Below are 24,783 nucleotides of genomic sequence, written 5' to 3'. Positions count from 1 at the left end.
CGAGCGGCCTGTGATGAATGCCTGGGCGCATGTTAATTGCTGCAAGACGATCGGGTGCCGGTTATTCGGCGTAACGAACAGTTCTCTCTATCAGCACATTGGACGTAACTGCCGCTGCCCGGAATGCGGCTACTATTTTCCGTTCATCTCTCCAGGCGCGTTACGCGCGTTCAGCCAGCAAAGTAACCAGCATTATGCCGGTGTGCTGCTTTACTGCCCCACCTGCGGGCAGGAAAACGCGCTGGTACGGCACGGGCGAAGTACCAGCGGGCAGCAGCGCTGGCGTTGTCGGGCCTGCAATTTCAGCTTTAGCCATTATGCCGAGCCCATCGCCTATGACAGCAAACTCAATCCACTTCGCGAAGCCATCGCGACCGGTGAGCCCTTCAGGTTGATCTATCAGGAAAGCCAGCTTATTAGCCGCGCACTGTCGCGCCTGGCGTTTCTGGCGGGACTTGAGCAAGTGCACGTACCGCCCTTATCCCTGAATGCGGAATTCTCTACCACTTCATTTACCGTTGGGTTTAATGGCAGTGACAACCAGCTTTATTTTATCGTCACGGCGGATAATAAAACGAGCCGCGTTATTGCCGTGTCGACAAACTATGTCGCGCTAAAAGAGGGGATTGACCGGGAGTGGTGGTATCCCTCGCGGCCCGGTGAAGCGCGCAGCGCGCAAAGCGCGATACGGCAGGTTTTCGACAAAGACCGCATTATCAGCCGACGCCCGCTGCTGTTTGATGTGGCCTACGGCCTGGCCGAGCTTAAACGAGACGATCCCGGCGTGGTGGTGAAACCGGTCATTGCGGCCTATCGCCACTTTGCGCTGGTTCACGCATTAACTCACAAAAGAGTGCTGTCCGTTCAACACTGGCTGGAGCATGAATGCTTTCTTTATGGCGCATGCCTGATGGCGAACCGCCATGAAATCGCCACCCAGCGCAGCCATATCGGCTTTGTTTATGAATGTGGTACCCGTGACGAAACCCGGCGCATACGCAGCGATACTGTGGTTTCCAGTATTATCTGGCGCGATATCTGGCGCTGCTATTCCCACAAGGGTTACGACATGGCGGTGTGCTATCTCACCGGAAATCCCGGGCAGGCGTCATTTCGCCATGCCACGCTGCAACCAGCTAAAGCGTTTGAGTTGTGGCTGAACCGGCACCCCGTCTGGCCGCAGTTAAACCGGCTTGCGCCGCGCAACGTGGCGCGTATGTTGGAGTATCTGGCGGCGGAATATAACCGGGGGCGTTAAAAAAACGGCCGCCAGACGGCAGCCGTTGAGTGAAGATGCGCTGAATCTTAGTGCTGTTCGCCAATCGGCAGCACGGTGCGGCCATATTGCTCGTTGAGCACTTCGCCCATCGCCAGGTAAATCGCGCTTGCGCCGCAGATCAGGCCAATCCAACCCGCTACGTGAACGATGCTCTCGCTGTCTGCCAGGTGGCCAATAGCCAGCAGCGCGAACAGAACGGTCAGGCTCAGGAACACGAATTGCAGAACGCGTGCGCCTTTTAGCGTACCGAAGAACATGAACAGGGTGAAAATGCCCCAGATGCCTAAGTAAACACCCAGGAAGTGGCCGTTAGCCGCTTCTGCCAGGCCCATTTTAGGCATCAGCAGGATCGCAACCAGCGTCAGCCAGAAGGAACCATAAGAGGTGAACGCGGTTAAACCGAAAGTATTCCCTTTCTTAAACTCCAGCAGGCCCGCGAAAATTTGCGCGATGCCGCCGTAGAAAATCCCCATTGCCAGAATAATGCCGTCCAGCGGGAAAAGACCGATATTGTGCAGGTTAAGCAGAATAGTGGTCATGCCGAAACCCATTAATCCCAGCGGAGCGGGGTTAGCCAACTTCGTGTTGCCCATAAATCCTCAAAAACATGTGAATGTAGAGATAGAAATTCCCGCCGCCAGAAAGTGTGATCCGTGTCGGGCGCGGCATAATAATCAGCCAATACCCCGCCGTCTATGATCTGCACAGGTAAAAGAAAAAATTTTTATTTGTTGCCCCTTGATGCGCAGCGATACGACCCCATCTTGTAGTCAACCGCAGTGAGTGGACGTGAAAAATAATGAAGGGGCAGTTGAAACTCACGGTTTCGCCCTTATTACAGGTTCACAACCACATAATGACGAATTTTTAGTGGAGACGTTTAGATGGGTAAAATTATTGGTATCGACCTGGGGACGACTAACTCTTGTGTCGCGATTATGGATGGTACAACCGCACGTGTTCTGGAGAACGCCGAGGGTGACCGCACCACGCCTTCTATCATTGCTTATACACAGGATGGCGAAACTCTGGTAGGTCAGCCGGCTAAACGTCAGGCAGTGACTAACCCGCAGAACACGCTGTTCGCGATTAAACGCCTGATCGGTCGCCGCTTCCAGGATGAAGAAGTGCAGCGTGATGAAGCCATCATGCCGTATAAAATCATCGCCGCCGACAATGGCGACGCATGGCTTGACGTGAAAGGCCAGAAAATGGCACCGCCGCAGATCTCTGCTGAGGTGCTGAAGAAAATGAAGAAAACGGCTGAAGATTACCTGGGCGAACCGGTAACTGAAGCGGTTATCACTGTACCTGCGTACTTTAACGATGCTCAGCGTCAGGCAACCAAAGATGCCGGTCGTATCGCAGGTCTGGAAGTAAAACGTATCATCAACGAACCGACCGCTGCCGCGCTGGCTTACGGTCTGGATAAAGAAGTCGGCAACCGTACTATCGCGGTTTACGACCTCGGTGGTGGTACTTTCGATATCTCTATTATCGAAATTGACGACGTTGACGGCGAAAAAACCTTCGAAGTACTGGCGACCAACGGTGACACCCACCTGGGTGGCGAAGACTTCGACAGCCGTATGATCAACTACCTGGTGGAAGAGTTTAAGAAAGATCAGGGTATCGATCTGCGTAACGATCCGCTGGCGATGCAGCGTCTGAAAGAAGCGGCAGAAAAAGCCAAAATCGAGCTGTCTTCTGCTCAGCAGACCGACGTGAACCTGCCGTATATCACTGCAGACGCCACCGGTCCGAAACACATGAACATCAAAGTGACTCGCGCGAAACTGGAAAGCCTGGTCGAAGACCTGGTGAACCGTTCCATCGAGCCGCTGAAAGTGGCACTGCAGGATGCTGGCCTGTCCGTATCCGACGTGCAGGACGTGATCCTGGTCGGCGGTCAGACCCGTATGCCGATGGTGCAGAAAAAAGTTGCCGAGTTCTTTGGCAAAGAGCCGCGTAAAGACGTTAACCCGGATGAAGCTGTGGCTATCGGTGCAGCGGTTCAGGGCGGCGTGTTGACCGGTGATGTGAAAGACGTACTGCTGCTGGACGTTACCCCGCTGTCTCTGGGTATTGAAACCATGGGCGGCGTGATGACGGCGCTGATCAGCAAAAACACCACCATCCCGACCAAGCACAGCCAGGTGTTCTCTACTGCGGAAGACAACCAGTCTGCGGTAACCATCCATGTGCTGCAGGGTGAACGTAAACGCGCCAGCGATAACAAATCTCTGGGCCAGTTCAACCTGGACGGGATTAACCCGGCACCGCGCGGCATGCCGCAGATCGAAGTGACCTTCGACATCGATGCGGACGGTATCCTGCACGTGTCTGCGAAAGACAAAAACAGCGGCCGCGAGCAGAAAATCACCATCAAGGCATCTTCTGGTCTGAACGAAGATGAAATCCAGAAAATGGTGCGCGAAGCGGAAGCGAATGCGGAATCTGACCGTAAGTTCGAAGAGCTGGTACAGACCCGTAACCAGGCTGACCACCTGGTGCACAGCACTCGCAAGCAGGTTGAAGAAGCAGGCGATCAATTGCCAGCTGACGACAAAACCGCTATCGAGTCTGCGCTGACCGCGCTGGAAACTGCGCTGAAAGGTGAAGATAAAGCAGATATCGAAGCCAAAATGCAGGCGCTGGCCCAGGTTTCCCAGAAGTTGATGGAAATCGCCCAGCAGCAACACGCGCAGCAGCAGGCTGGCGGTGCTGACGCTTCTGCGAACAACGCGAAAGATGATGATGTTGTCGACGCAGAGTTCGAAGAAGTTAAAGATAAAAAATAATCGCCCTTTGAACGGGTAAAACACTGATACGGGCGAAGAGGATCTCCTCTCCGCCCGTTTATTCTTGTATTCCCGGATGAATTTGCGTTGCGTAACGGTCAACGCGGGCGCGGCGTGAATGAAACAGGGAATAAGGGCAGATAAAAGAAATGGCGAAAAAAGACTATTACGAGATTTTAGGCGTCCCGAAAACCGCGGAAGAGCGTGAAATCAAAAAGGCTTATAAACGCCTGGCAATGAAATATCACCCGGACCGTAATCAGGGTGATAAAGACGCTGAAGACAAATTCAAAGAGATTAAAGAAGCCTATGAAATCCTGACCGATGCGCAAAAACGCGCGGCCTACGATCAGTACGGCCATGCGGCATTTGAGCAGGGCGGCATGGGCGGCGGCGGATTTGGCGGCGGCGGTGCGGATTTCAGCGACATCTTCGGCGATGTGTTCGGCGATATCTTCGGCGGCGGACGTGGCCGTCAGCGCGCGGCGCGCGGCGCAGATCTCCGTTACAACATGGAGCTGACGCTGGAAGAAGCGGTGCGCGGCGTCACTAAAGAGATCCGTATTCCGACTCTGGAAGAGTGCGACGTGTGCCACGGCAATGGCGCAAAACCGGGCACCCAACCGCAGACCTGTCCGACCTGCCACGGCGCAGGCCAGGTACAGATGCGTCAGGGCTTCTTTGCGGTGCAGCAGACCTGTCCGCACTGTCAGGGCCGCGGTACGTTGATCAAAGATCCGTGCACCAAATGCCACGGTCATGGACGCGTTGAGAAATCGAAAACCCTGTCGGTTAAAATCCCGGCAGGCGTGGACACCGGCGACCGTATTCGCCTGGCAGGCGAGGGCGAAGCAGGCGAGCACGGCGCACCAGCAGGCGATTTGTACGTCCAGGTACAGGTGAAACAGCACCCGATCTTCGAACGTGAAGGCAACAACCTGTATTGCGAAGTGCCGATTAACTTCGCGATGGCAGCGCTGGGCGGTGAAATCGAAGTGCCGACGCTGGATGGCCGCGTGAAGCTGAAAGTGCCGCACGAAACCCAAACTGGCAAGCTGTTCCGCATGCGCGGCAAGGGTGTGAAATCGGTACGCGGCGGTGCTCAGGGCGACCTGTTATGCCGCGTAGTGGTAGAAACCCCGGTGGGCCTCAACGAGAAGCAGAAGCAACTGCTGAAAGATTTGCAGGAAAGTTTCGGCGGCCCGACGGGCGAGAAAAACAGCCCGCGTTCCAAAAGCTTCTTTGATGGCGTTAAGAAATTTTTCGATGATCTAACGCGCTAAGCTCCATTCGATACACAAAAAACCTGTATCTACACTGAGTAGGTACAGGTTTTTTTTTAAATATTTTCAGCAATTAAAGTACTCAGAAGCTTCCTGAAATGCATTAAAACTCGTTTTTTAATTCGGAAATTACGATCTGAATCGGCGTAATAAACTGTTTTTAACGAATTTTAAGGCGCGGTAATATAGAAAATATATCGTATTTTAATGGAAGATATGGAATTATTGAGGTAGTCAGGCATGTCAAAATTGATTCAACGTTTTCTGGCAAACGAAGCATCCGGCGGCGTGATATTAATTATCGCCGCCGCGCTGGCTATGGTCTTCGCCAACCTTGAAAGCACCCATGCGGGATATCAGCAGTTTCTCAGCACACCGGTAGAAATACGGTTTGGGGTGCTTGAAATCAATAAAAATCTGCTGTTATGGATTAATGACGCGCTGATGGCGATCTTCTTTTTGTTGATCGGGCTGGAAGTGAAGCGGGAGCTATTGCAGGGCTCCCTGGCCAGCCGCCGTCAGGCTGCATTTCCGGCTATTGCCGCCATAGGCGGAATGGTGATCCCGGCAGCGGTGTACCTGCTGCTCAATTTCCAGGACCCGGCAACCCGTGAAGGGTGGGCGATCCCGGCAGCGACGGATATCGCGTTCGCATTAGGCGTACTGGCCTTACTGGGTAAGCGGGTGCCACCTGCATTGAAAGTCTTCCTGATGGCGCTGGCGATCATTGATGATTTAGGCGCGATTATCATCATCGCGCTGTTTTATACCCATCAGCTTTCGATGTTGTCGTTACTGGTGGCTGCAGGTGCGATTACGGTATTAGTGCTACTCAATCTGCTAAATGTCCGCCGCACCGGTATTTATATTCTGGTGGGCGTCGTACTCTGGACGGCAGTACTGAAATCCGGCATTCATGCCACCCTGGCGGGGGTGATCATCGGCTTCTTTATTCCGCTGAAGGTGCAGAGAGGGCATTCTCCGGCCCGGGAGCTTGAGCACATACTGCATCCGTGGGTCGCGTTTTTGATCCTGCCGCTGTTTGCCTTCGCCAATGCGGGCGTTTCGCTTCAGGGCGTCACGCTGGAAGGACTCACGTCCCTGCTGCCGTTGGGCATTATTGCCGGGCTGTTTATTGGAAAGCCATTAGGCATCAGTTTGTTTTGCCTGCTGGCGTTAAAACTCAAGCTGGCCTCGCTACCTGAGGGGACCACGTTTAAGGAGATTATGGCGGTTGGGGTGTTGTGCGGCATCGGTTTCACCATGTCCATCTTCATCGCAACCCTGGCATTTAGTCATGCCGATCCCGCGTTCATTACGTGGGCAAAACTGGGCATTCTTATCGGCTCGCTACTGGCGGCAATCGTAGGCTACGGCCTGTTACGGATACGATATTCAGGCGCGGCGCTTCGCGCCTGAACAAAAAAACACAGGGAAGCGTTCTTGCCGAACATCACTATTAATCAGGGAGCGAAAGCGATATGTCACACATCAATTACAACCACCTTTACTACTTTTGGCACGTGTATAAGGAAGGGTCGGTTGTGGGAGCGGCGGAAGCGTTATATCTGACGCCGCAAACCATCACCGGGCAGATTAAAGCGTTAGAAGAGCGGCTACAGGGTAAGCTGTTCAAGCGCAAAGGGCGGGGCATTGAGCCCAGCGAGTTGGGGGAACTGGTGTTCCGCTACGCCGACCGCATGTTTACGCTCAGCCAGGAGATGCTTGATATCGTCAACTATCGCAAGGAATCGCACCTGCTGTTTGACGTGGGCGTCGCGGATGCGCTATCGAAACGCCTGGTCAGCGGCGTGCTGGATGCCGCGGTGGTGGAAGATGAACAGATCCATTTACGCTGTTTTGAATCCACCCATGAAATGCTGCTGGAGCAGCTCAGCCAGCATAAGCTGGACATGATTATTTCGGATTGCCCTATTGATTCCACCCAGCAGGAAGGGCTGTTTTCGGTCAAAATTGGCGAGTGCGGTGTCAGTTTCTGGTGCCAGACGCCAGGGCCAGAAAAGCCGTTTCCTGCCTGTCTGGAAGAACGCCGGTTGCTTATTCCTGGCCGCCGTTCAATGCTTGGCCGTAAGGTGCTGAACTGGCTTAACTCCCAGGCGCTGAATATCGAGATATTGGGTGAGTTCGACGATGCCGCGCTGATGAAAGCCTTCGGCTGCGCCCATAATGCGATTTTTGTCGCGCCGACGCTCTATACCCAGGACTTTTTCGACGATAAAACGGTCGTGGAAATTGGCCGGATTGATAATGTGATGGAAGAGTATCATGCGATTTTTGCCGAGCGCATGATCCAGCATCCAGCGGTGCAACGCATCTGTAACCGCGACTATTCCTCCTTGTTTGTTACGCCTTAACAGGCCCGGAGAGCGGTGCTGTCACCGCTCTCCTTTGGCGCGAATAATCTGAATACCTGCCTGTAGATAGCGCTGCATCACGTCACTGGCTAACCCGCTGTCGGTAATAATCGTTTTAATGCAGGACAGCGTGGCCACCCTGTGCGGCTCAACCTTATCAAACTTTCCATGATCCGCCAGCAATATCACCTCTCTGGCGCGCTGAATGATGCGGCTTTTAACGCCCACTTCAAACATGGTGGCATTGGTGATACCCGCTTCGAGCGAAAGCGCATCGCAGGATAAAAAGGCGCGCTCTACCGAAAACGCATTAAGCATTTCCAGCGCCAGGCTCTCTCCGATTGAGAAATAGCCCGGGCGAACCATCCCCCCGATAATGTAGCTTTCAACATTATTAAAACAGCCCAGTTGATTGGCGATTTTTATATCCACAGAGATGGCTTTGACCTGGACATTGCCCAACCGCTTAGCCAGTTCGAGACAGGTCGACCCTGAATCCAATATAAAGCAGTCGCCATCGTGGATCATGGCTCGTGCTGCGATCGCGATTTCCTGTTTCGCCTGGCTTTGCAGGCTGTTTTTTAAATCAAAAACGTATTCTTTATCTGAAGTGCTGCTGTCGAATTCCAGCCATCCATGACGGCGCACCATCCCCGGATAGTGGCTGGCGATAAAATGAAAATCGCGTCGCACCGTGGCATGGGCATAGCCAAACAGTTCAACAGCCTGGCTGGATGAAAGCCGGCGATGTTGCCAGAGGTAATGCAGCATCTGTTGGATGCGATCGGGGCGGGTTTGAGAGCGATCATCCATGTGACGCACTCCTGAAGTGTTCCAGCATAGCCGCGGGGTCATCAGCGGAAAATAACGCGCGCCCCAGAACCAGATGTTTTGCGCCTGCCTGTTTCAGTTGCTGCCCGGCGGGTTCGGCAATCCCGCCGTCAGCCCAACATTCGGCATCGGGAAAATAGCGCGCGCAGGCGGCAACTTTGTCGATTAACGCGGGGTTAAAACATTGACCGTGCCCATCCGGCTCGCTGGTCATCACCAGACAGCCGTCGAGGTGTTCTTTGAGATAAATATAAGGCTCAGGCGGCGTGGCGGGGTTAAACGCCAGGCCTGCGCGGGCACCGGTGTCGCGGATCGCCGCCAGCGCTTCAGCAGGGTTATTCAGCGTCTCTGCATGAACAAAAATCCATGCGGGCTTATACGGCGATAATGCTCGAAACCACGGCCAGGGGTTGGCGACCATCAAATGAAAAGAGAGCGGGTGCCGCGTGGCTTCAAAGACACTCCGGACGGTTTTCAGACCAAAAGTAATATTCGATATAAAGCTGGTGTCTTCAATATCCAGGTGCCACGAGCCTATGGGGCTATCCTCAAACTGGCTTATTGCCTGATGCAGGTGAAGCGGGTCAGCGGAAGCGAGAGAAGGATGCAAAATCATCATTCACTCCTGATGAACGATTGCTTTAAAAGCTGAAACAGGGCGCGATCGTCTTTAGCCTGGCGCAGCGCCGCGATAAACGCATCGTCTCCCAGCCATTGGCTGATGCGCTGAATAGTGGCGATATGGCGTTCGGCGTCCGTTGCGCTTAACGCAATCAGCAGCCAGACCGGATCGCAGTCTTCATGACCAAAGGTTACGGGCTGCTGAAGCGTCGTCACGGCAATCTGGTTATGTATTGCGCCCTGCTCAGGCCGGGCGTGGGGTAACGCGATCCCGGGTGCTACAACATAGTAAGGCCCCCAGGCCAGCGTATTAGTTATCACGCCCTCCAGATAAGCGGCTTGCGCCGAGCCATAAACGATCAGCGGGTCCACCGCAATCGCTACGGCTTCTCTCCAGTCGGCGGCTTTCCGGCAGGCTTGTACCCATTTCACATCATTCAACATGGCGCATTGACTCCCTTACCAGAGTGGGTATGGTTAAAACGCTCCCGCCGGTACTTTTGGCGAAGACAGCGGGAGCGCCCCGGGGGATAAGCGTTTGCTTATCCCTTTCTTACTGCCTTATCTGGTGCACTTTTTCCATAAAGCGGCTTACCCGTTCCTGATCGACAAAGTTGGCGAAGATACCGTCTTTTTTGAACCAGGTTGCGGTGACGCAGCCATCGGCGATGGTCAACTGTTCTTCCACGTTATCGAGGCAAACGCCGGTATTGGCCAGCACCACCGTATCCGGTACGGTCTCTTTCACGCGCTTTAATACGGCGCTGTCTGTTTTCGCTCCGGCAGTCAACCCGGATACGCATAACGCGTCGGGATGGTTATTAAACACGGTCGATTTGGCAATGGAACAGATATCGCGATCCCCCAAATATACGGCCGCCTCGGGCACGATATTAAACAGGGTCTTCACGTGGCCTGCGCCGATCCGGTGCTGATGGCGAATGGTTTCGCCGACATTGGTATCCCAGATGCCAAAATCGCTGGCGTAAACGCCGGTGAAGATCTCCCGGATGAATGATGCGCCGGTCGCCATGGCTAAATCGAAGGAGGCGACGGGGTCCCACAGCACATTCACACCGTAAGGTACGCGGACTTCCGACATCAGTTGTCCAATGATCCGCGCCATTGCCGCCGTGGTTTCAGGCCGCACTTTGGTGAGGTAGGGCAGGCTAAACTCATTAGAAAACATCACCGCATCGACGCCGCCGTTTTGCAGCGCCATCAGATCGTCATGGGCGCGATCGATAACCCAGTTGATCCCCTTTTGGTGATCGAATCCCGGGTCGCCCGGCAACGCTCGCAGATGACACATGGCAATGACCGCTTTTTCAGTACCTATAACGCTTTTAAGCCAACTCATTTACTGACTCCTTATTCCGACAATTCACGTTTTCGTAAAATCAGGACTACCGTTGCCGTCAAACCGGCAGCAACCACTATGCCGATCGCTCCCAATGACATGATTTCGGCGATTGACCAGCCAAACATATTGCCGACAGAAAGCGCGCTGATTTGCGCACCGTCCTGCGCGAAGCTGAAGCCGCCTTTTAGCGCCATCTCGGTGAAGTAAGGCGCAAATTGCGTTGCGATCAGCAGTACGGTCACCATGACGATCACGCCGCTGATCAAGGTGCGCAATAAATCACCGCGATGGATCACCGTTGCCATACAAATAAAAAACGGCGCGACGGGCAGATCCGCAAGCGGCAGAACTTTATTGCCGGGCAGGATGCTGGCGAAAATCAACATAATGGGGATTAACAGCAGGCCTACCGCAATAGTGGTGGGATGTCCTAGCGTCACGGCTGAATCCAGCCCGATATAGACTTCCCGACCATGAAAATGCTTTTGAAAAAACTGGCGAGCGCCATCCGAAATGGGCAGCAACCCTTCAACAATCAGGCGGATCATACGTGGAAACAGCACCATGATTGCGGCAACCGTGATCATTAACGTGGCGGTGCCTTTAAAGCCTTCACCCGCCGCGAGCCCGAAAATTAACCCCAGTACCACGCCGATAATGACGGGATCGCCTACCATGCCGTAACGTTTCTGAAGTTCGCTGGCATCAATGTTTCGCCCTTTCAGGAACGGAATTTTGTCGTATAACGTATCCAGTAAAACAAACAGCGGAACGGAGCTGGAACCATAACCCTGCGGGATGGAAATCCCTTCCAGTCCAACAATGCTCTGTACCCGACGGGCGCTCCAGTCAGCCATTTTCAACGACAACGCGGCATGGCAAATTGCCGCCAGCACGCCATAAATCATGCTGCCGGTCATCAGCTGCGTGACGGTGCCGGTAATCGCAAAGTGCCAGTAATTATAAATATCCACGTTCATGGTTTTGGTCAGGCGGGTCAGCAACATGCCGATGTTGAGTAAAAAAATCACCGGAATAATGATGGCGCCAATTGCCGTGGCATACCCAACGCCAGAGGCCGGGCCAGCCCCTACATCAAGCACATGAAGATTCAGACCAAAACGTTCGATCATGATTTTTATCGGTGGGTTCAGGCTATCTATCGCCATGACGATAACCAAACCCATTCCGACAAAACCAATGCCCACCGTAACACCGGCTTTCACTGCCTGAAGCACCGGGATACGGAAGATAAGACCGATTAAGATCATAATGATGGGAACAAACACCGTCCCGCCAAGAGACAAAATGTAGTCAAACATAACGCCTCCTTATCATCGCTAGTGGTTGAGCAGCGCTTTAATTTGCTGCTTCAGCGCGTCATCGTTGATACCGGTCAACAGCGCCGCGCCATTCAGCGTGGGCACTCCATAATCGGTGGCGGTTTTCATGGACGTCACGATCAGATCGACGCCCCGGCAATTGAGCGGGATTTCGCTCAGACAGCATTGCGTGGTGGTAGCGGGAATGCCCTGTTGCGCCAGATAGTCCTGAAGCTTTTGGGCAATCATGGTTGAGGTCGACATGCCAGTACCGCATGCCACAAGGATCTTTTTCATAACAGAGGGTGCTCCTGAAGGGTGCCCGGAATGGGCTCAATGGGAAATGACTCAGGGCGCTGCTGCGCCAGAGCCGTCAGTAAATCGATGCAATGCCCCAGGTCGCGCAGGCTGGCGACTTCGGCGGGTGAATGCGTGTAGCGGCAGGGAAGTGAAAGGCTGGCGCAGGGGATACCGTTTTGCTCAACCTGAATATATCCCGTTTCGGTAATCACGCCGGGTGCCACCTCGCGCTGGACCGGAATGGCGGCCTCACGGGCCGTTTGCTCCAGCATGGCGATAAGCCGTGGCGGCGTAATCAGGCCAGCCAAAGTCCCGCGGCCGTGATAGTTCAGGCAGGTAATGCCCACGCCCTGATTTACGACCACATCGGAGTAATCATGCAGATCGGGCGTATCGCAGGACGGTGTAATATCAATGCCAATCGCCAGGTCCGGTTTAATGCGGGATAACACCGGGACGATACCGCGAATATTGAACTCTTCCTGAACGGAGGCGACCAGATACAGGGCGATGGACAAGGGCTGTTGCCTGATGCCCTGCGCCACGCCCAGCAGCGCGGTGCAGCCAAGCCGATCGTCAAGCGCTTTACTGCATACCAAATCGTTGGCCAGCATTTTCGGGGGGTTATAGAGCGTGATGGGCGTGCCCACGCGGACCCCCATTTGCTCGGCATCCGCTTTAGATTGAGCGCCAATATCAATCCACAGCTTATCGAGAGGGGGAGATTGAGTTCGCTCATCCGCTTTAGCGAAGTGATAGGCTTTAATTCCAATACAACCGGGCACCGGACCCTGTTCGGTATTCAGGGTGACACGCGAACCAGGCATGGTAATTTGCGCAGGCCCGCCTACGCGTTCAAAACGCACAAAGCCGGAAGATTCGATTTTGCGCACCATAAAACCGACTTCATCCATATGCGCGAAAACCATCACTCTGAGCGCATCCGGGTGTTGGCTGCCGTAGCGGGCAACAACATTCCCTAACCGGTCACGCCAGACTTCATGCGCAGTCGCTGAGAATTGTTGCTGCATATAATCGGCAAGCGCTGTTTCGTGGCCGGAAATACCATCGAGCGACAGTAAGGTGAATAACGTTTCTTTGAGATCGAAGGTCATGGCGCAACTCCAGTAAAATTCACTCATTTGTTGAGCGATTTATAAGCGGCGAATGACGTAATAAGTGTGATGAATATCACCTCGGTGGTGATAATTTGACTAAATCAAAAAGATATGTGATCGATATGAAGCTATTTCGCGCAGCTAAGTTGAGCGAATACCAGAAAGAGGGCCGTGATTCAGGCGGGAAACAGGCATAAAAAAACCCGCGTTAAGCGGGTCTTTTTTACAAAGCGACAACAGCGGGCGATTAAGCCAGTTTGTTGATCTGCGCGGTCAGGTTAGCCTTATGGCGCGCTGCTTTGTTTTTGTGGATCAGACCTTTAGCGGCCTGGCGATCCACGATCGGTTGCATTTCGTTGAATGCGTTCTGTGCTGCTGCTTTGTCGCCAGTTTCGATAGCTGCGTATACTTTCTTGATGAAAGTACGCATCATAGAACGACGGCTAGCGTTGTGTTTGCGAGCCTTTTCAGACTGAACGGCGCGCTTCTTAGCTGACTTGATATTAGCCAAGGTCCAACTCCCAAATATGATCTATATGGACAATTCAAAGGCCGAGGAATATGCCCTCTTAGCCCCGTTTTGTCAATGGATTTGTGCAAATAAGCGCCGTTAATGAAGCGACACTTGTTACGTAGTGATGGCGCAGGATTCTACCAGCTTGCGTTGCGCGAATACAGCCTTTCGGGGACAAAAATAGTAAAGGTTTGCCGCAATTCCTTATGATTGACGCTAAGTGCGCTAAAACAACCGGTTTCCGGGCGGTATCTGCAATCGTTGGTTAACCTTGAGAGCGGTACACGCTATAATCCGACGATTTTCACCCTGTTGAGCCTGTCATGAAGCTGATACGCGGCATTCACAATCTGACCTCCGAACACCGTGGTTGTGTCCTCACAATTGGTAATTTCGATGGCGTACATCGTGGCCATCAGGCATTGCTTGCCGGATTGCGCGAGGAAGGACGCCGCCGCAATTTGCCCGTGATGGTGATGATTTTCGAACCTCAGCCGCTGGAGCTGTTCGCCGCGGACAACGCCCCCGCACGGCTCACCCGCCTGCGTGAAAAGCTGAAATATCTGGCGGAATCGAATGTGGATTACGTGCTGTGCGTCAGGTTCGACCGGCGCTTCGCCGCGCTGACCGCACAGACTTTCGTCAGCGATCTGCTGGTGAAACGCCTCGGCGTACACTTTTTGGCGGTGGGGGATGATTTCCGTTTTGGCGCTGGTCGTCAGGGGGATTTCTTGTTATTACAAAAGGCTGGCCTGGAATATGGCTTCGACGTGACCAGCACCCAAACTTTTTGCCACGGCGGTGTGCGCGTCAGCAGCACAGCGGTGCGCCAGGCGCTGGCGGACGACGATCTGGCGCAGGCGGAAAGCCTGCTCGGTCATCCGTTTATGATTTCCGGTCGCGTGGTGCACGGCGATGAGCTGGGCCGCACCATCGGCTTCCCGACGGCGAATTTACCGCTGCGTCGTCAGGTTTCCCCGGTTAAAGGGGTTTATGCGGTTGAAGTCAGGGGGCTGGGCGATACGCCTTTGCCCGGCGTTGCTAATATCGGCACACGCCCGACGGTGCAGGGAATGCGCCAGCAGCTTGAGGTTCATCTGTTAGACATTGCAATGGACCTTTACGGACGCCATATAGATGTGGTGTTGCGTAAAAAAATACGTAATGAGCAGCGATTTGCCTCGCTCGATGAGCTGAAAGCGCAAATCGCCAGGGATGTCGTAACGGCCCGCGAATTTTTTGGGCTGGTTACCCGCCAGACGATGGGAAACAAGACCAGTTAGCCGGCTTTAGGCCTGTTGGTGTTAATCAAACCGAAATACGGAACCGAGAATCTAATGAGTGACTATAAATCTACCCTGAATTTGCCGGAAACAGGGTTCCCGATGCGTGGCGACCTCGCCAAACGCGAACCGGGAATGCTGGCGCGTTGGACCGATGATGACCTGTACGGCATCATCCGTGCGGCGAAAAAAGGCAAAAAAACCTTCATTCTGCATGATGGCCCTCCTTATGCGAATGGCAGCATTCATATTGGTCACTCGGTTAACAAGATTCTGAAAGACATTATTATCAAATCCAAAGGGCTGGCGGGGTATGACTCCCCGTATGTACCGGGATGGGATTGCCACGGTCTGCCGATTGAACTGAAAGTCGAACAGCTGATCGGCAAGCCGGGTGAGAAAGTGTCTGCGGCGGAATTCCGCGCCGCTTGCCGCAAATACGCGGCCGAGCAGGTTGAAGGCCAGCGCGCTGACTTTATCCGTCTGGGCGTGCTGGGCGACTGGTCGCACCCGTACCTGACGATGGACTTCAAAACGGAAGCCAACATCATCCGTGCATTGGGCAAAATCATCGGCAACGGCCACCTGCATAAAGGCGCCAAACCGGTGCACTGGTGCGTGGACTGCCGCTCTGCGCTGGCGGAAGCGGAAGTCGAGTACTACGACAAAACCTCCCCGTCTATCGACGTGACGTTCAACGCCGTTGATGCCGACGCGGTAAAAGCCAAATTCGGCGTGAGTAATGTGAATGGCCCGATTTCGCTGGTGATCTGGACCACGACCCCGTGGACCCTGCCGGCTAACCGCGCTATCTCCCTGCATGCGGATATCGAATACGCGCTGGTGCAGATTGACGGCCAGGCGCTGATCCTGGCGAAAGAGCTGGTAGACAGCGTGATGAAACGCGCCGGTATCACCGATTTCACCGTGCTGGGCACCGTGAAAGGCGATGCGCTGGAGCTGCTGCGCTTCAAACACCCGTTCCTGGATTTCGACGTGCCGGCCATCCTCGGCGAGCACGTCACGCTGGACGCTGGTACCGGTGCGGTGCATACCGCCCCTGGCCACGGCCCGGACGACTATGTGATCGGTCAGAAATACGGTCTGGAAACCGCTAACCCGGTAGGCCCGGACGGTGCATATCTGCCGGGCACTTACCCGACGCTGGATGGCGTTCAGGTCTTTAAAGCCAACGATCTGATCGTCAACCTGCTGCGTGAAAAAGGCGCGTTGCTGCACGTTGAAAAACTGCTGCACAGCTATCCGCACTGCTGGCGTCACAAAACGCCGATCATCTTCCGCGCCACGCCGCAGTGGTTCGTGAGCATGGATCAGAAAGGCCTGCGCGCGCAGTCCTTGCAGGAAATCAAAGGTGTGCAGTGGATCCCGGACTGGGGCCAGGCGCGTATCGAGTCGATGGTGGCGAACCGCCCGGACTGGTGTATCTCCCGTCAGCGCACCTGGGGTGTACCGATGTCGCTGTTCGTGCATAAAGAGACTCAGGAACTGCACCCGCGTACTCAGGAGTTGATGGAAGCCGTTGCCCAACGCGTTGAGCAGGACGGTATTCAGGCGTGGTGGGATCTCGACCCGCGCGACATCATGGGCGACGACGCCGACAGCTACGAGAAAGTGCCGGATACCCTGGACGTGTGGTTCGACTCCGGTTCAACCCATGCCTCTGTGGTAGACGTTCGCCCGGAATTCGCCGGCCATGCGGCAGATATGTATCTGGAAGGTTCTGACCAGCATCGCGGCTGGTTTATGTCCTCCCTGATGATCTCCACCGCCATGAAAGGCAAAGCGCCGTACCGCCAGGTACTGACCCACGGCTTCACCGTGGATGGTCAGGGCCGCAAAATGTCCAAGTCCATCGGCAACACCGTGTCGCCGCAGGACGTGATGAACAAACTCGGCGCGGATATTCTGCGTCTGTGGGTGGCATCTACCGATTACACCGGCGAAATGGCGGTCTCTGACGAGATCCTCAAGCGCGCCGCCGACGCCTATCGCCGTATCCGTAACACCGCGCGCTTCCTGCTGGCGAACCTTAACGGCTTCGACCCGGTGAAAGACAGCGTCAGGCCGGAAGACATGGTGGTGCTGGATCGCTGGGCGGTAGGCTGCGCCAAAGCGGCACAGGAAGATATCGTGAAATCTTACGAAGCCTACGACTTCCACGAAGTGGTCCAGCGCCTGATGCGCTTCTGCTCCGTAGAAATGGGTTCGTTCTATCTCGATATCATCAAAGACCGCCAGTACACCGCGAAAGCGGACAGCGTGGCGCGCCGCAGCTGCCAGACCGCGCTGTATCACATCGCAGAAGCGCTGGTACGCTGGATGGCGCCGATCATGTCCTTTACTGCCGATGAAATCTGGGGTTACTTGCCGGGCGATCGTGAAAAATACGTGTTTACCGGCGAATGGTACGACGGCTTGTTTAGCCTGGCCGGTAACGAAGCCATGAACGATGCCTATTGGGACGAGCTGCTGAAAGTGCGTGGCGAAGTCAACAAAGTCATTGAGCAGGCGCGTGCCGACAAGCGCATCGGCGGCTCGCTGGAAGCGGCGGTGACGCTGTACGCGGAACCGGAACTGGCGGCGAAACTCATGGCGCTGGGCGACGAATTGCGATTTGTCCTGTTGACCTCAGAGGCGCAGGTTGAAGAGTATGCACAGGCGTCCGCCGAGGCTCAGCAGAGCGAGCAGCTCAAAGGCCTTAAAGTGGCGTTACGTAAAGCCGATGGTGAGAAGTGTCAGCGCTGCTGGCATTACACCACCGATGTCGGCCAGGTAGCGGAGCACGCTGAATTGTGCGGCCGCTGTATCAGCAACGTCGCCGGTGACGGCGAAAAACGTAAGTTCGCCTGATGAGTAAACCGATCCTTTCAACAGGGCTGCGCTGGCTGTGGCTGGTGGTGGTCGTGCTGATTGTCGATTTGGGCAGTAAATACCTGATCCTCCAGAACTTCGCTCTGGGGGATACGGTGTCCCTGTTCCCATCGCTCAATCTGCATTATGCGCGTAACTACGGCGCGGCATTCAGCTTCCTCGCCGATAAAGGCGGCTGGCAGCGCTGGTTTTTTGCCGGTATCGCTATCGGTATCTGTGTGGTGCTGGCGGTGATGATGTATCGCGCCAAAGCGACGCAGAAGCTCAACAATATCGCCTATGCTTTAATCATCGGCGGGGCGTTGGGCAACCTGTTTGACCGCCTGTGGCACGGCTTTGTGGTCGATATGATCGACTTCTACGTCGGCGACTGGCATTTCGCTACCTTCAACCTGGCGGACACGGCAATCTGCGTCGGCGCGGCGCTGATCGTGCTGGAAGGTTTCTTTGTCTCGTCCGATAAAACTGCCCGGGAAAAGAAAAGCCATGAGTAACAGCGTACAGAGCAACAGCGCCGTCCTGGTCCACTTCACGCTGAAGCTGGAAGAGGGTTCCACGGCGGAATCGACCCGCAATAACGGCAAACCTGCTCTGTTCCGTCTGGGGGATGGCTCGCTGTCCCCTGGCCTCGAAGCACAACTGCTGGGAATGCGTGCGGGGGAGAAAAAATCCTTCACGCTGCCGCCGGAATCCGGGTTTGGCATTCCCAGCCCGGACATGATCCAGTACTTCTCGCGTCGGGAATTTATCGACGCCGGAGAGCCGGAAATCGGGGCAATCATGTTATTCACCGCCATGGATGGTTCGGAAATGCCTGGTGTGATCCGCGAAATTAATGGCGACTCCATCACGGTGGATTTCAACCATCCACTTGCCGGGCAGATCCTTCATTTTGATATCGACGTACTGGAGGTTGATCCGGTACTGGAGACGTTGAATGCAGATCCTGTTGGCTAACCCGCGCGGTTTTTGCGCTGGCGTTGACCGTGCAATCAGCATTGTCGAAAACGCACTGACGATTTACGGCGCGCCGATTTATGTGCGCCATGAAGTGGTGCATAACCGCTATGTGGTGGACAGCCTGCGCGAGCGCGGCGCGATTTTCATCGAGCAAATCAGCGAAGTGCCGGACGGCGCGATCCTGATTTTTTCGGCGCACGGCGTGTCCCAGGCGGTACGCAACGAAGCGAAAAGCCGTGATTTAACGGTGTTTGACGCCACCTGCCCGCTGGTGACCAAAGTGCATATGGAAGTGGCGCGCGCCAGCCGTCGCGGGGAAGAGGCCATTCTTATCGGCCACGCCGGGCACCCGGAAGTGGAAGGCACCATGGGCCAGTACAGCAACCCGAAAGGCGGCATGTATCTGGTGGAGTCCCCGGAAGATGTGCTGAAGATTACCGTGAAAGATGACAGTAATCTTTCCTTTATGACCCAGACCACGCTGTCCGTGGACGACACGTCTGATGTCATTGACGCGCTGCGCAGCCGCTTCCCGAAAATCATCGGACCGCGCAAAGACGATATTTGCTACGCCACCACTAACCGCCAGGAAGCCGTACGCGCGCTGGCATCAGAAGCGGATGTGGTGCTGGTGGTAGGGTCGAAAAACTCCTCCAACTCCAACCGTCTGGCAGAACTGGCCCAGCGGATGGGTAAAAAAGCATTTCTGATTGACGATGCCAGCGATATTGACGAGTCGTGGCTACAAGGCGCGGCCTGCGTCGGCGTCACGGCAGGGGCGTCTGCTCCCGATATCCTGGTGCAGAATGTCCTGAAGCGGTTGCAGGCGTTAGGCGGCGGTGAAACGCGTGAACTGACGGGCCGTGAAGAGAATATTGTCTTCGAAGTGCCGAAAGAGCTGCGTATGGACGTGCGGGAAGTCGAGTAATCGCTGTTCCGGGCCATCCAATAAAAATGCCAGACAATTTGTCTGGCATTTTTTTGGCTGAAGTCAGGCGTCGTCTTCATCCTGCATAACCGCGCTGCGTCCACCATCCATCACGATAGTGGTCCCGGCGATAAACCCCGCCTTATCGCTGGACAGAAACAGGCATAATTCGCCAACTTCGCGCGGTTCGCCAATGCGCCCGACCGGGTGCTTTTTGATGGTTTTTTCACGTACCGCCTGCGGGTTAGAGTGCGAGTCAAACCAGGCCTGGTTGCCCTCGGTATCAATAAATCCCGGCGCGATCCCCACGGTGCGAATATCGGGCCCCCATTCTATCGTCAGGCTTTGCACCAGCGACAGCAGCGCCCGTTTGCTGATGTTATAGGGCGCGCAGCCGGGCATAGTTGAAAACGCGTGATTCGACGTGATGACCAGAATCACGCCCCGGCTTTTTTGTAATGCGCTGCGCGCGCATTTCGCCAGAAACCAGTGGGAGCGCAGGTTCAGATCGAAATTATGCGACCAGTCGCTTTCTGAACAATCGATACCCCTGAAGACATTTTTACCGGCATTCGATATCACGACGTCGATGCGTCCGAACCGCGCTTCTGCTTCACTGACGAAATGGGCGATCTGCGCGGTTTCCGTCACATCGACTGAGTAATAAAAAAAACGTTTCGGGTAATGGGCGAGCAGCGCCCCAGCGAGCGGCGCGTTTTCTACGTCGGAATGCGCACAGCCAATAACGATGTCCCCCTGCTCAAGAAAGGTTTGGGCAATGGCATAGCCGATGCCCTGGCTTGCACCAGTGACGATGACAACGCGGGGTAATAATGAACTGGACATAAATACCTCAAACTTGTTATTTCACCATGGCGGCGCTGGATGAGAGAGAGTGATGCGGCTTCTGCCCGATATGGCGTAACGCCTCGCCGCGCATCAGATTGCGTTCAATATGCTCAAGCGAAATATTCTTCGTTTCCGGCACGAAGAGAAAAGTCAGCGCGATACAGATGACGTTCAGTACGCCATAGAGCCAGAAGGTGTTCGGGCTGCCGATGGTGTCGATCAGCGTCAGGAAGGTGGCGCCAATGATCATATTGGCTATCCAGTTCGCCATGGTAGAGCAGGTCACACCAAAATCGCGGCCCGCCAGCGGTTGTATTTCTGAGCACAGTACCCAAATCAGCGGGCCCGCGCTCATGGCGAAACCGGTAATAAATATCAGCAAAACGATGACGGCGATGTACTGCCCGGCAGGCGTCGCGATCCCGCTGTAAAACATGTATCCCAGAATGCCCATACAGATCGCCATCACACCAAAGCCCAGCTTCAGGATCGGTTTGCGTCCCCAGCGATCCACCAGCCCAATCGCAATAAACGTCGCCAGGACGTTGGTCAGCCCGGCAATCACCGTACCCCACATCTGCTCCCGGGTAGTGGAAAAACCGGCGATCTCAAAGATTTTCGGCGCGTAATACATGATGACCGTCATGCCGGTAAATTGTTGCATAAACTGCAACAGCACGCCGAGGTAGGTTGAGCGGCGAAAGTGCGCGTTGTGGCGAAAAAGCTGCCAGCCGCGCTGTTTCATTTTTACGCTTTCCCGAATCTGATTAAGCTCATCCATGGCTTCACTGTCCGAGTTGCGCAGCAGTTTAAGCACCCGGGCGGCGAGATCGTTTTTATTGCGCATCGCCAGCCAGCGTGGGCTTTCCGGTAGCGTGAGCACGCCGACGAATAACACCAGCGCCGGGAAGGTAATAATGCCCAGCATCCAGCGCCAGTGCCCGCCTGCACTCAGGGCGGTATCGGACAGGAACGCTGCCAGGATGCCGATAGTGATCATCAACTGATACAGCGAAATCATACTGCCGCGGATCCGCTCCGGGGCGATTTCCGACAGATAAAGCGGGGCGGTAAAAGACGCCACGCCCACGGCAAGGCCGAGAATAAAACGGGAAACCGCAAGCAACCCCATGCTGGTGGTAATAGCGCAGCCAACAGAACCTATTACGAACAGGACTGCCCCCAGCAACAGGCTTTTCCGGCGTCCAAGAGAGGAAGACATCGGTCCGCTACACAATGCGCCCAGCGCGGCACCAAACATCATTATGCTGACAACGATCTCCTGATGGTGACTGGTTAAGTTAAATTCGTCGGCGATAAACGGCAACGCGCCGGCAATAACGCCCATATCCAGACCGAAGAGCAGTCCGGCAAGGGCGGCCAGGAAGCAGACGAGGATAGTCTGCCTGTTTATTGGGTAAGGGTGGGGAGAAGTGTTCATGATCGTTCCTGCTGTTAGAGTCGAAAATAACGGGCGGGGACGCCCGTTAAGGCTGTTGGTACACATAGCAGTGCGCCGTCCGTCTCTGACGGCTGTGACAATCCCTGGCGCGCGGAAGTGATATACAGATCGGAAAGGGTCGGGCCGCCGAACGTACAGCTACTCGGCTGTAAAACGGGTAATGGCAGGCTATCCAGCTCGATGAGCTGCCGCCCATCGAGCTGATAGCGGACCAGACGGGACTGGCCCCAGCGGGCGTTGATCAACTGCCCGTTAGTGGTTAACGCGGAGCCATCCGGAACACCCTCAACGGGATGAACGGCAACGGAAGTCAGAGCGTTGGTGCGGCTATCGGCGCAGTAAAAGCGTTTGCGAAATGAATCAGCAAACCAGATATGATCGCCATACCAGTGCAGCGTATTGGGCACCCATTGCTGGCTGAGCAGGCGCTGCGGCGCGTTATCATCACGGGCAAGCCGATACCAGCTTCCCAGTGCTTTTTCTGCTACGGGATCCATGGTGCTAAACCAGAGCGCGCCATCCGGGGCGATGGCGGCTTCGTTTGGCCGGGTGCCCGTCGCCGTTTCGGGATAATCACAATAAGGTTCGACACCCCCTGATGCGTAATCGTAGAGGCGAATACCGCACTGGCTAACGATTAAAAACGTCTCTGGCCGTTGGGTCAGTAATACCGCGCTGGTAAAGGGCGGCATCTCACGTGCTTCCAGACGTTGATTCTCCATAGGCCAGTAGCGCAGCAGGCGTTGCTGTAAAATATCGACCCAAAGCAGCGACTGGCTTCTGACGCACCATATCGGGGTTTCTCCCAACAGTGCGCGATACTGACCCACGACGACAGGCGCATTAACGAATGGTGAACACATTGGCTGATTTCCTTAACGAGCGTACCATAGTGCAAGTAATACAAATTAACATTTCTTGTATGACAAGATGGTAGGATAAAAAATCAACGTGTTTTGTGAATCAGATCGAAAATAAAGCGGGTGATGGAAAAATGCGTCTATCGACATAGCTGCAACATTCCTCCGCAAATCGCCACGCAAGCGGCTTGAACGCTGTTAATGGAAGCCCGGAGCCGGTCACGTTGGTGCCCTGAATCTGTGATCCGGCTAACAGGTTACGCGCTGCCGACTACAGGTTAATCGATTAATCTGCCAGGATTGTGCTGTTGTTCTCCTCGGGCCGGAGATAAACATGAATGAGTTATTGATCCAACCCTTCCAGCTTGCCTGGGCAACGGGTGCGCTAAGTCACGGTCCCCTGATCCGCAAAACCACCCGTCTGGGGGATCTCACCGCTGTTTTCGCCGATCGCGACGCGATCCAACCGTCTGCCAGTCAACCCGCTTATGATGTCGACATGTTTGATACTCCTGGCGGTGAAGGCGAGCTGTATGTCGGCGTCACGCATCTTTACCCCGGCAAAGTGGGCCACGAATACTTTATGACCCGCGGGCATTTTCACCAGCGCCGTGAACAGGGCGAGGTTTATTTCGGCCTGGAAGGCGAAGGCATGCTGCTGATGCAAAACGAACAGGGCGAAGCGTGGACGGAACCCGTTTTTGCGGGCTCCGTCCATGTTATCCCTGGGTTTACCGCCCATCGCTTAATCAACACCGGCTCGCAAACCCTGCGCGCGCTGGCCGTGTGGCCGAGTATCGCCGGGCATGACTATACCTCGCTGCCGCACGGCTTTGCGTTGCGGGTGATGGAAGAAGAAGGGCAGGCGCGGATCAAGGCGGTTCAACATGGCTGATACAACCACGACGTACGGCCTGAATATGACCATACACCATCAGCCGCTGGGATTTAGCTACGGCGAAGACGTGATTGGGCCGATGCCGGAAGTGCGTACCCTCGACCAGATCCGCGCCTCGCTGCGCAACCCGGACTGTAGCGGGCCGGAAGCGGTATATGCCATTGCAATGGACGTTGCGCGGTTGCAGGATCGTGAAGAATTGCAAAAGCGCATGCTGCTGTTCGGCGTGGTGACCTATGCGGCGGGCCAGTTGGGCGATGAACCGGTGCGCAGCCAGGGCCATATTCACCGTATCAGCCAGCACAGCGGCTGGTCTCCGCCGGAGCTGTACGAAATCTGGCAGGGCAAAGCGATCATCTATATGCAGGAATTTGTGGAGGACGATCCGGGGCGCTGTTTCGCGGTGATTGCCGGGCCGGGCGAAAAAGTGCTGGTGCCGCCGGGATGGGGACACGCGACGATTTCCGCCTCTGTTAACGAGCCGCTGACCTTCGGGGCCTGGTGCGATCGCGAATACGGCTTTGAGTACGACGCCGTGCGGGCGCATAAGGGACTGGCGTGGTATCCGCTGGTGCAGGATAGCCATATCGTCTGGCAGCATAATGACCACTATAGGCCGGGGCGCTTACAGGTAATTACGCCGCGCCGCTACAGCGAATTCGGCATTACCGATGCGCCCATTTACCCGCAGTTTATCGACAATCCTGCCCGTTTTCAGTTCATCTCTAAACCCGATAGGGTCGCCAGTCTGTGGCACAACTTCCATCCATAAAAAACCGGGGCGCAGGCCCTAATGCCGATCAGTTAAGGATCGGTTGACCGATCCGGCAGTTGTGCAAAAATC

24 protein-coding genes and 1 pseudogene are annotated in these 24,783 nt (G+C 55.0%); 13 read left to right on the top strand and 12 right to left on the bottom strand.

Features of this window, described 5'->3' with window-relative positions; translation table 11 throughout:
• The first annotated feature begins 13 nt into the window (after positions 1–13).
• Positions 14–1,258, top strand: a complete 1,245-nt coding sequence (locus RT120_RS11805) for an IS1 family transposase (protein ID WP_312982903.1) — start codon at positions 14–16, stop codon at positions 1,256–1,258.
• A gap of 47 nt (positions 1,259–1,305) precedes the next feature.
• Here the strand turns inward: RT120_RS11805 and satP are convergent, their stop codons facing one another.
• Complete coding sequence (gene satP, locus RT120_RS11800; RefSeq protein ID WP_161659350.1) at positions 1,306–1,872, bottom strand: acetate uptake transporter; 567 nt, start codon at positions 1,870–1,872, stop codon at positions 1,306–1,308.
• Between the two features lie 291 nt (positions 1,873–2,163).
• Here satP and dnaK point away from each other — a divergent pair, with 291 nt between their 5' ends.
• From dnaK to nhaR, 4 genes are all read left to right on the top strand, one after another.
• A complete protein-coding gene (gene dnaK, locus RT120_RS11795) occupies positions 2,164–4,080 on the top strand; it encodes a molecular chaperone DnaK (protein WP_125293112.1) in 1,917 nt (638 codons plus the stop codon).
• A 149-nt stretch (positions 4,081–4,229) separates the two neighbouring features.
• Positions 4,230–5,363 (top strand): molecular chaperone DnaJ, encoded by a 1,134-nt coding sequence (gene dnaJ / locus RT120_RS11790; protein ID WP_312982819.1) that lies wholly within the window; start codon positions 4,230–4,232, stop codon positions 5,361–5,363.
• A gap of 240 nt (positions 5,364–5,603) precedes the next feature.
• Complete coding sequence (gene nhaA, locus RT120_RS11785; protein WP_312982818.1) at positions 5,604–6,782, top strand: Na+/H+ antiporter NhaA; 1,179 nt, start codon at positions 5,604–5,606, stop codon at positions 6,780–6,782.
• A gap of 62 nt (positions 6,783–6,844) precedes the next feature.
• On the top strand, positions 6,845–7,738 hold the full coding sequence (nhaR, locus tag RT120_RS11780) for a transcriptional activator NhaR (protein ID WP_312982817.1): 894 nt from the start codon (positions 6,845–6,847) through the stop codon (positions 7,736–7,738).
• 21 nt (positions 7,739–7,759) lie between these two features.
• Here the strand turns inward: nhaR and RT120_RS11775 are convergent, their stop codons facing one another.
• The 8 genes from RT120_RS11775 to rpsT form a co-directional block, all read right to left on the bottom strand.
• Complete coding sequence (locus tag RT120_RS11775) at positions 7,760–8,551, bottom strand: DeoR/GlpR family DNA-binding transcription regulator (protein ID WP_312982816.1); 792 nt, start codon at positions 8,549–8,551, stop codon at positions 7,760–7,762.
• Complete coding sequence (locus RT120_RS11770; RefSeq protein ID WP_312982902.1) at positions 8,544–9,185, bottom strand: epimerase; 642 nt, start codon at positions 9,183–9,185, stop codon at positions 8,544–8,546. Before RT120_RS11770 ends, RT120_RS11775 begins: the two co-directional genes overlap by 8 nt.
• Entirely contained in the window at positions 9,185–9,634 is a 450-nt protein-coding gene (locus RT120_RS11765) for a PTS sugar transporter subunit IIA (protein ID WP_312982815.1), read from the bottom strand. The genes RT120_RS11770 and RT120_RS11765 overlap by 1 nt, the downstream gene beginning before the upstream one ends.
• Positions 9,635–9,743: 109 nt before the next feature.
• Complete coding sequence (locus tag RT120_RS11760; protein WP_312982814.1) at positions 9,744–10,550, bottom strand: BtpA/SgcQ family protein; 807 nt, start codon at positions 10,548–10,550, stop codon at positions 9,744–9,746.
• An 11-nt stretch (positions 10,551–10,561) separates the two neighbouring features.
• On the bottom strand, positions 10,562–11,875 hold the full coding sequence (sgcC, locus tag RT120_RS11755) for a PTS sugar transporter subunit IIC SgcC (RefSeq protein WP_312982813.1): 1,314 nt from the start codon (positions 11,873–11,875) through the stop codon (positions 10,562–10,564).
• 18 nt (positions 11,876–11,893) lie between these two features.
• Entirely contained in the window at positions 11,894–12,172 is a 279-nt protein-coding gene (gene sgcB, locus RT120_RS11750) for a PTS sugar transporter subunit IIB SgcB (RefSeq protein WP_312982812.1), read from the bottom strand.
• Entirely contained in the window at positions 12,169–13,290 is a 1,122-nt protein-coding gene (locus RT120_RS11745) for a M42 family metallopeptidase (protein ID WP_312982811.1), read from the bottom strand. The genes sgcB and RT120_RS11745 overlap by 4 nt, the downstream gene beginning before the upstream one ends.
• A gap of 250 nt (positions 13,291–13,540) precedes the next feature.
• Positions 13,541–13,804 (bottom strand): 30S ribosomal protein S20, encoded by a 264-nt coding sequence (gene rpsT, locus RT120_RS11740; protein ID WP_125293123.1) that lies wholly within the window; start codon positions 13,802–13,804, stop codon positions 13,541–13,543.
• A gap of 102 nt (positions 13,805–13,906) precedes the next feature.
• Here rpsT and RT120_RS11735 point away from each other — a divergent pair.
• The 6 genes and pseudogenes from RT120_RS11735 to ispH all read left to right on the top strand — a co-directional run.
• Positions 13,907–13,990 (top strand): annotated as a pseudogene (locus tag RT120_RS11735) (DUF2575 domain-containing protein); the annotation flags it as partial.
• A gap of 140 nt (positions 13,991–14,130) precedes the next feature.
• Complete coding sequence (ribF, locus tag RT120_RS11730) at positions 14,131–15,090, top strand: bifunctional riboflavin kinase/FAD synthetase (protein ID WP_312982810.1); 960 nt, start codon at positions 14,131–14,133, stop codon at positions 15,088–15,090.
• A gap of 54 nt (positions 15,091–15,144) precedes the next feature.
• Positions 15,145–17,961: an isoleucine--tRNA ligase gene (ileS, locus tag RT120_RS11725; protein WP_312982809.1), complete on the top strand. Its 2,817-nt coding sequence runs from the start codon at positions 15,145–15,147 to the stop codon at positions 17,959–17,961.
• Positions 17,961–18,476, top strand: coding sequence for a signal peptidase II (lspA, locus tag RT120_RS11720; RefSeq protein ID WP_312982808.1), 516 nt, complete (start codon positions 17,961–17,963; stop codon positions 18,474–18,476). Before ileS ends, lspA begins: the two co-directional genes overlap by 1 nt.
• Positions 18,469–18,939, top strand: coding sequence for an FKBP-type peptidyl-prolyl cis-trans isomerase (gene fkpB / locus RT120_RS11715; RefSeq protein ID WP_312982807.1), 471 nt, complete (start codon positions 18,469–18,471; stop codon positions 18,937–18,939). The genes lspA and fkpB overlap by 8 nt, the downstream gene beginning before the upstream one ends.
• Positions 18,920–19,870 carry a 4-hydroxy-3-methylbut-2-enyl diphosphate reductase gene (gene ispH, locus RT120_RS11710; RefSeq protein ID WP_312982806.1) on the top strand — a complete coding sequence of 317 codons (951 nt, stop codon included), beginning with the start codon at positions 18,920–18,922 and terminating at the stop codon, positions 19,868–19,870. Before fkpB ends, ispH begins: the two co-directional genes overlap by 20 nt.
• A gap of 63 nt (positions 19,871–19,933) precedes the next feature.
• Here the strand turns inward: ispH and RT120_RS11705 are convergent, their stop codons facing one another.
• The 3 genes from RT120_RS11705 to RT120_RS11695 are packed head-to-tail and all read right to left on the bottom strand — an operon-like array spanning position 19,934 to position 23,044.
• Positions 19,934–20,716: an SDR family oxidoreductase gene (locus RT120_RS11705; RefSeq protein WP_312982805.1), complete on the bottom strand. Its 783-nt coding sequence runs from the start codon at positions 20,714–20,716 to the stop codon at positions 19,934–19,936.
• Positions 20,717–20,732: 16 nt separating this feature from the next.
• Positions 20,733–22,160: a sugar porter family MFS transporter gene (locus RT120_RS11700; protein ID WP_312982804.1), complete on the bottom strand. Its 1,428-nt coding sequence runs from the start codon at positions 22,158–22,160 to the stop codon at positions 20,733–20,735.
• Positions 22,161–22,174: 14 nt separating this feature from the next.
• Positions 22,175–23,044, bottom strand: coding sequence for an SMP-30/gluconolactonase/LRE family protein (locus RT120_RS11695; protein ID WP_312982802.1), 870 nt, complete (start codon positions 23,042–23,044; stop codon positions 22,175–22,177).
• 331 nt (positions 23,045–23,375) lie between these two features.
• On the opposite strand from RT120_RS11695, the gene RT120_RS11690 reads away from it, so the two are divergent.
• Both RT120_RS11690 and RT120_RS11685 read left to right on the top strand, forming a co-directional pair.
• The gene (locus RT120_RS11690; protein WP_312982801.1) at positions 23,376–23,936 is read left to right on the top strand and encodes a glucose-6-phosphate isomerase family protein; all 561 of its coding nucleotides are present in this window, start codon (positions 23,376–23,378) and stop codon (positions 23,934–23,936) included.
• Complete coding sequence (locus tag RT120_RS11685; RefSeq protein ID WP_312982799.1) at positions 23,929–24,711, top strand: glucose-6-phosphate isomerase family protein; 783 nt, start codon at positions 23,929–23,931, stop codon at positions 24,709–24,711. Before RT120_RS11690 ends, RT120_RS11685 begins: the two co-directional genes overlap by 8 nt.
• The last annotated feature ends 72 nt before the right edge of the window (positions 24,712–24,783 follow it).

It is taken from the genome of Atlantibacter sp., assembly GCF_032062175.1.
Taxonomy (GTDB): Bacteria; Pseudomonadota; Gammaproteobacteria; order Enterobacterales; family Enterobacteriaceae; genus Atlantibacter.
This window is presented reverse-complemented; position numbering and strand designations above follow the sequence as displayed.

Coding starts and splice junctions, on each gene's coding strand:
- RT120_RS11805 (WP_312982903.1), top strand. CDS start 14: ATGAATGCCTGGGCGCATGTTAATTGCTGCAAGACGATCGGGTGCCGG.
- satP (WP_161659350.1), bottom strand. CDS start 1,872: ATGGGCAACACGAAGTTGGCTAACCCCGCTCCGCTGGGATTAATGGGT.
- dnaK (WP_125293112.1), top strand. CDS start 2,164: ATGGGTAAAATTATTGGTATCGACCTGGGGACGACTAACTCTTGTGTC.
- dnaJ (WP_312982819.1), top strand. CDS start 4,230: ATGGCGAAAAAAGACTATTACGAGATTTTAGGCGTCCCGAAAACCGCG.
- nhaA (WP_312982818.1), top strand. CDS start 5,604: ATGTCAAAATTGATTCAACGTTTTCTGGCAAACGAAGCATCCGGCGGC.
- nhaR (WP_312982817.1), top strand. CDS start 6,845: ATGTCACACATCAATTACAACCACCTTTACTACTTTTGGCACGTGTAT.
- RT120_RS11775 (WP_312982816.1), bottom strand. CDS start 8,551: ATGGATGATCGCTCTCAAACCCGCCCCGATCGCATCCAACAGATGCTG.
- RT120_RS11770 (WP_312982902.1), bottom strand. CDS start 9,185: ATGATTTTGCATCCTTCTCTCGCTTCCGCTGACCCGCTTCACCTGCAT.
- RT120_RS11765 (WP_312982815.1), bottom strand. CDS start 9,634: ATGTTGAATGATGTGAAATGGGTACAAGCCTGCCGGAAAGCCGCCGAC.
- RT120_RS11760 (WP_312982814.1), bottom strand. CDS start 10,550: ATGAGTTGGCTTAAAAGCGTTATAGGTACTGAAAAAGCGGTCATTGCC.
- sgcC (WP_312982813.1), bottom strand. CDS start 11,875: ATGTTTGACTACATTTTGTCTCTTGGCGGGACGGTGTTTGTTCCCATC.
- sgcB (WP_312982812.1), bottom strand. CDS start 12,172: ATGAAAAAGATCCTTGTGGCATGCGGTACTGGCATGTCGACCTCAACC.
- RT120_RS11745 (WP_312982811.1), bottom strand. CDS start 13,290: ATGACCTTCGATCTCAAAGAAACGTTATTCACCTTACTGTCGCTCGAT.
- ribF (WP_312982810.1), top strand. CDS start 14,131: ATGAAGCTGATACGCGGCATTCACAATCTGACCTCCGAACACCGTGGT.
- ileS (WP_312982809.1), top strand. CDS start 15,145: ATGAGTGACTATAAATCTACCCTGAATTTGCCGGAAACAGGGTTCCCG.
- lspA (WP_312982808.1), top strand. CDS start 17,961: ATGAGTAAACCGATCCTTTCAACAGGGCTGCGCTGGCTGTGGCTGGTG.
- fkpB (WP_312982807.1), top strand. CDS start 18,469: ATGAGTAACAGCGTACAGAGCAACAGCGCCGTCCTGGTCCACTTCACG.
- ispH (WP_312982806.1), top strand. CDS start 18,920: ATGCAGATCCTGTTGGCTAACCCGCGCGGTTTTTGCGCTGGCGTTGAC.
- RT120_RS11705 (WP_312982805.1), bottom strand. CDS start 20,716: ATGTCCAGTTCATTATTACCCCGCGTTGTCATCGTCACTGGTGCAAGC.
- RT120_RS11700 (WP_312982804.1), bottom strand. CDS start 22,160: ATGAACACTTCTCCCCACCCTTACCCAATAAACAGGCAGACTATCCTC.
- RT120_RS11695 (WP_312982802.1), bottom strand. CDS start 23,044: ATGTGTTCACCATTCGTTAATGCGCCTGTCGTCGTGGGTCAGTATCGC.
- RT120_RS11690 (WP_312982801.1), top strand. CDS start 23,376: ATGAATGAGTTATTGATCCAACCCTTCCAGCTTGCCTGGGCAACGGGT.
- RT120_RS11685 (WP_312982799.1), top strand. CDS start 23,929: ATGGCTGATACAACCACGACGTACGGCCTGAATATGACCATACACCAT.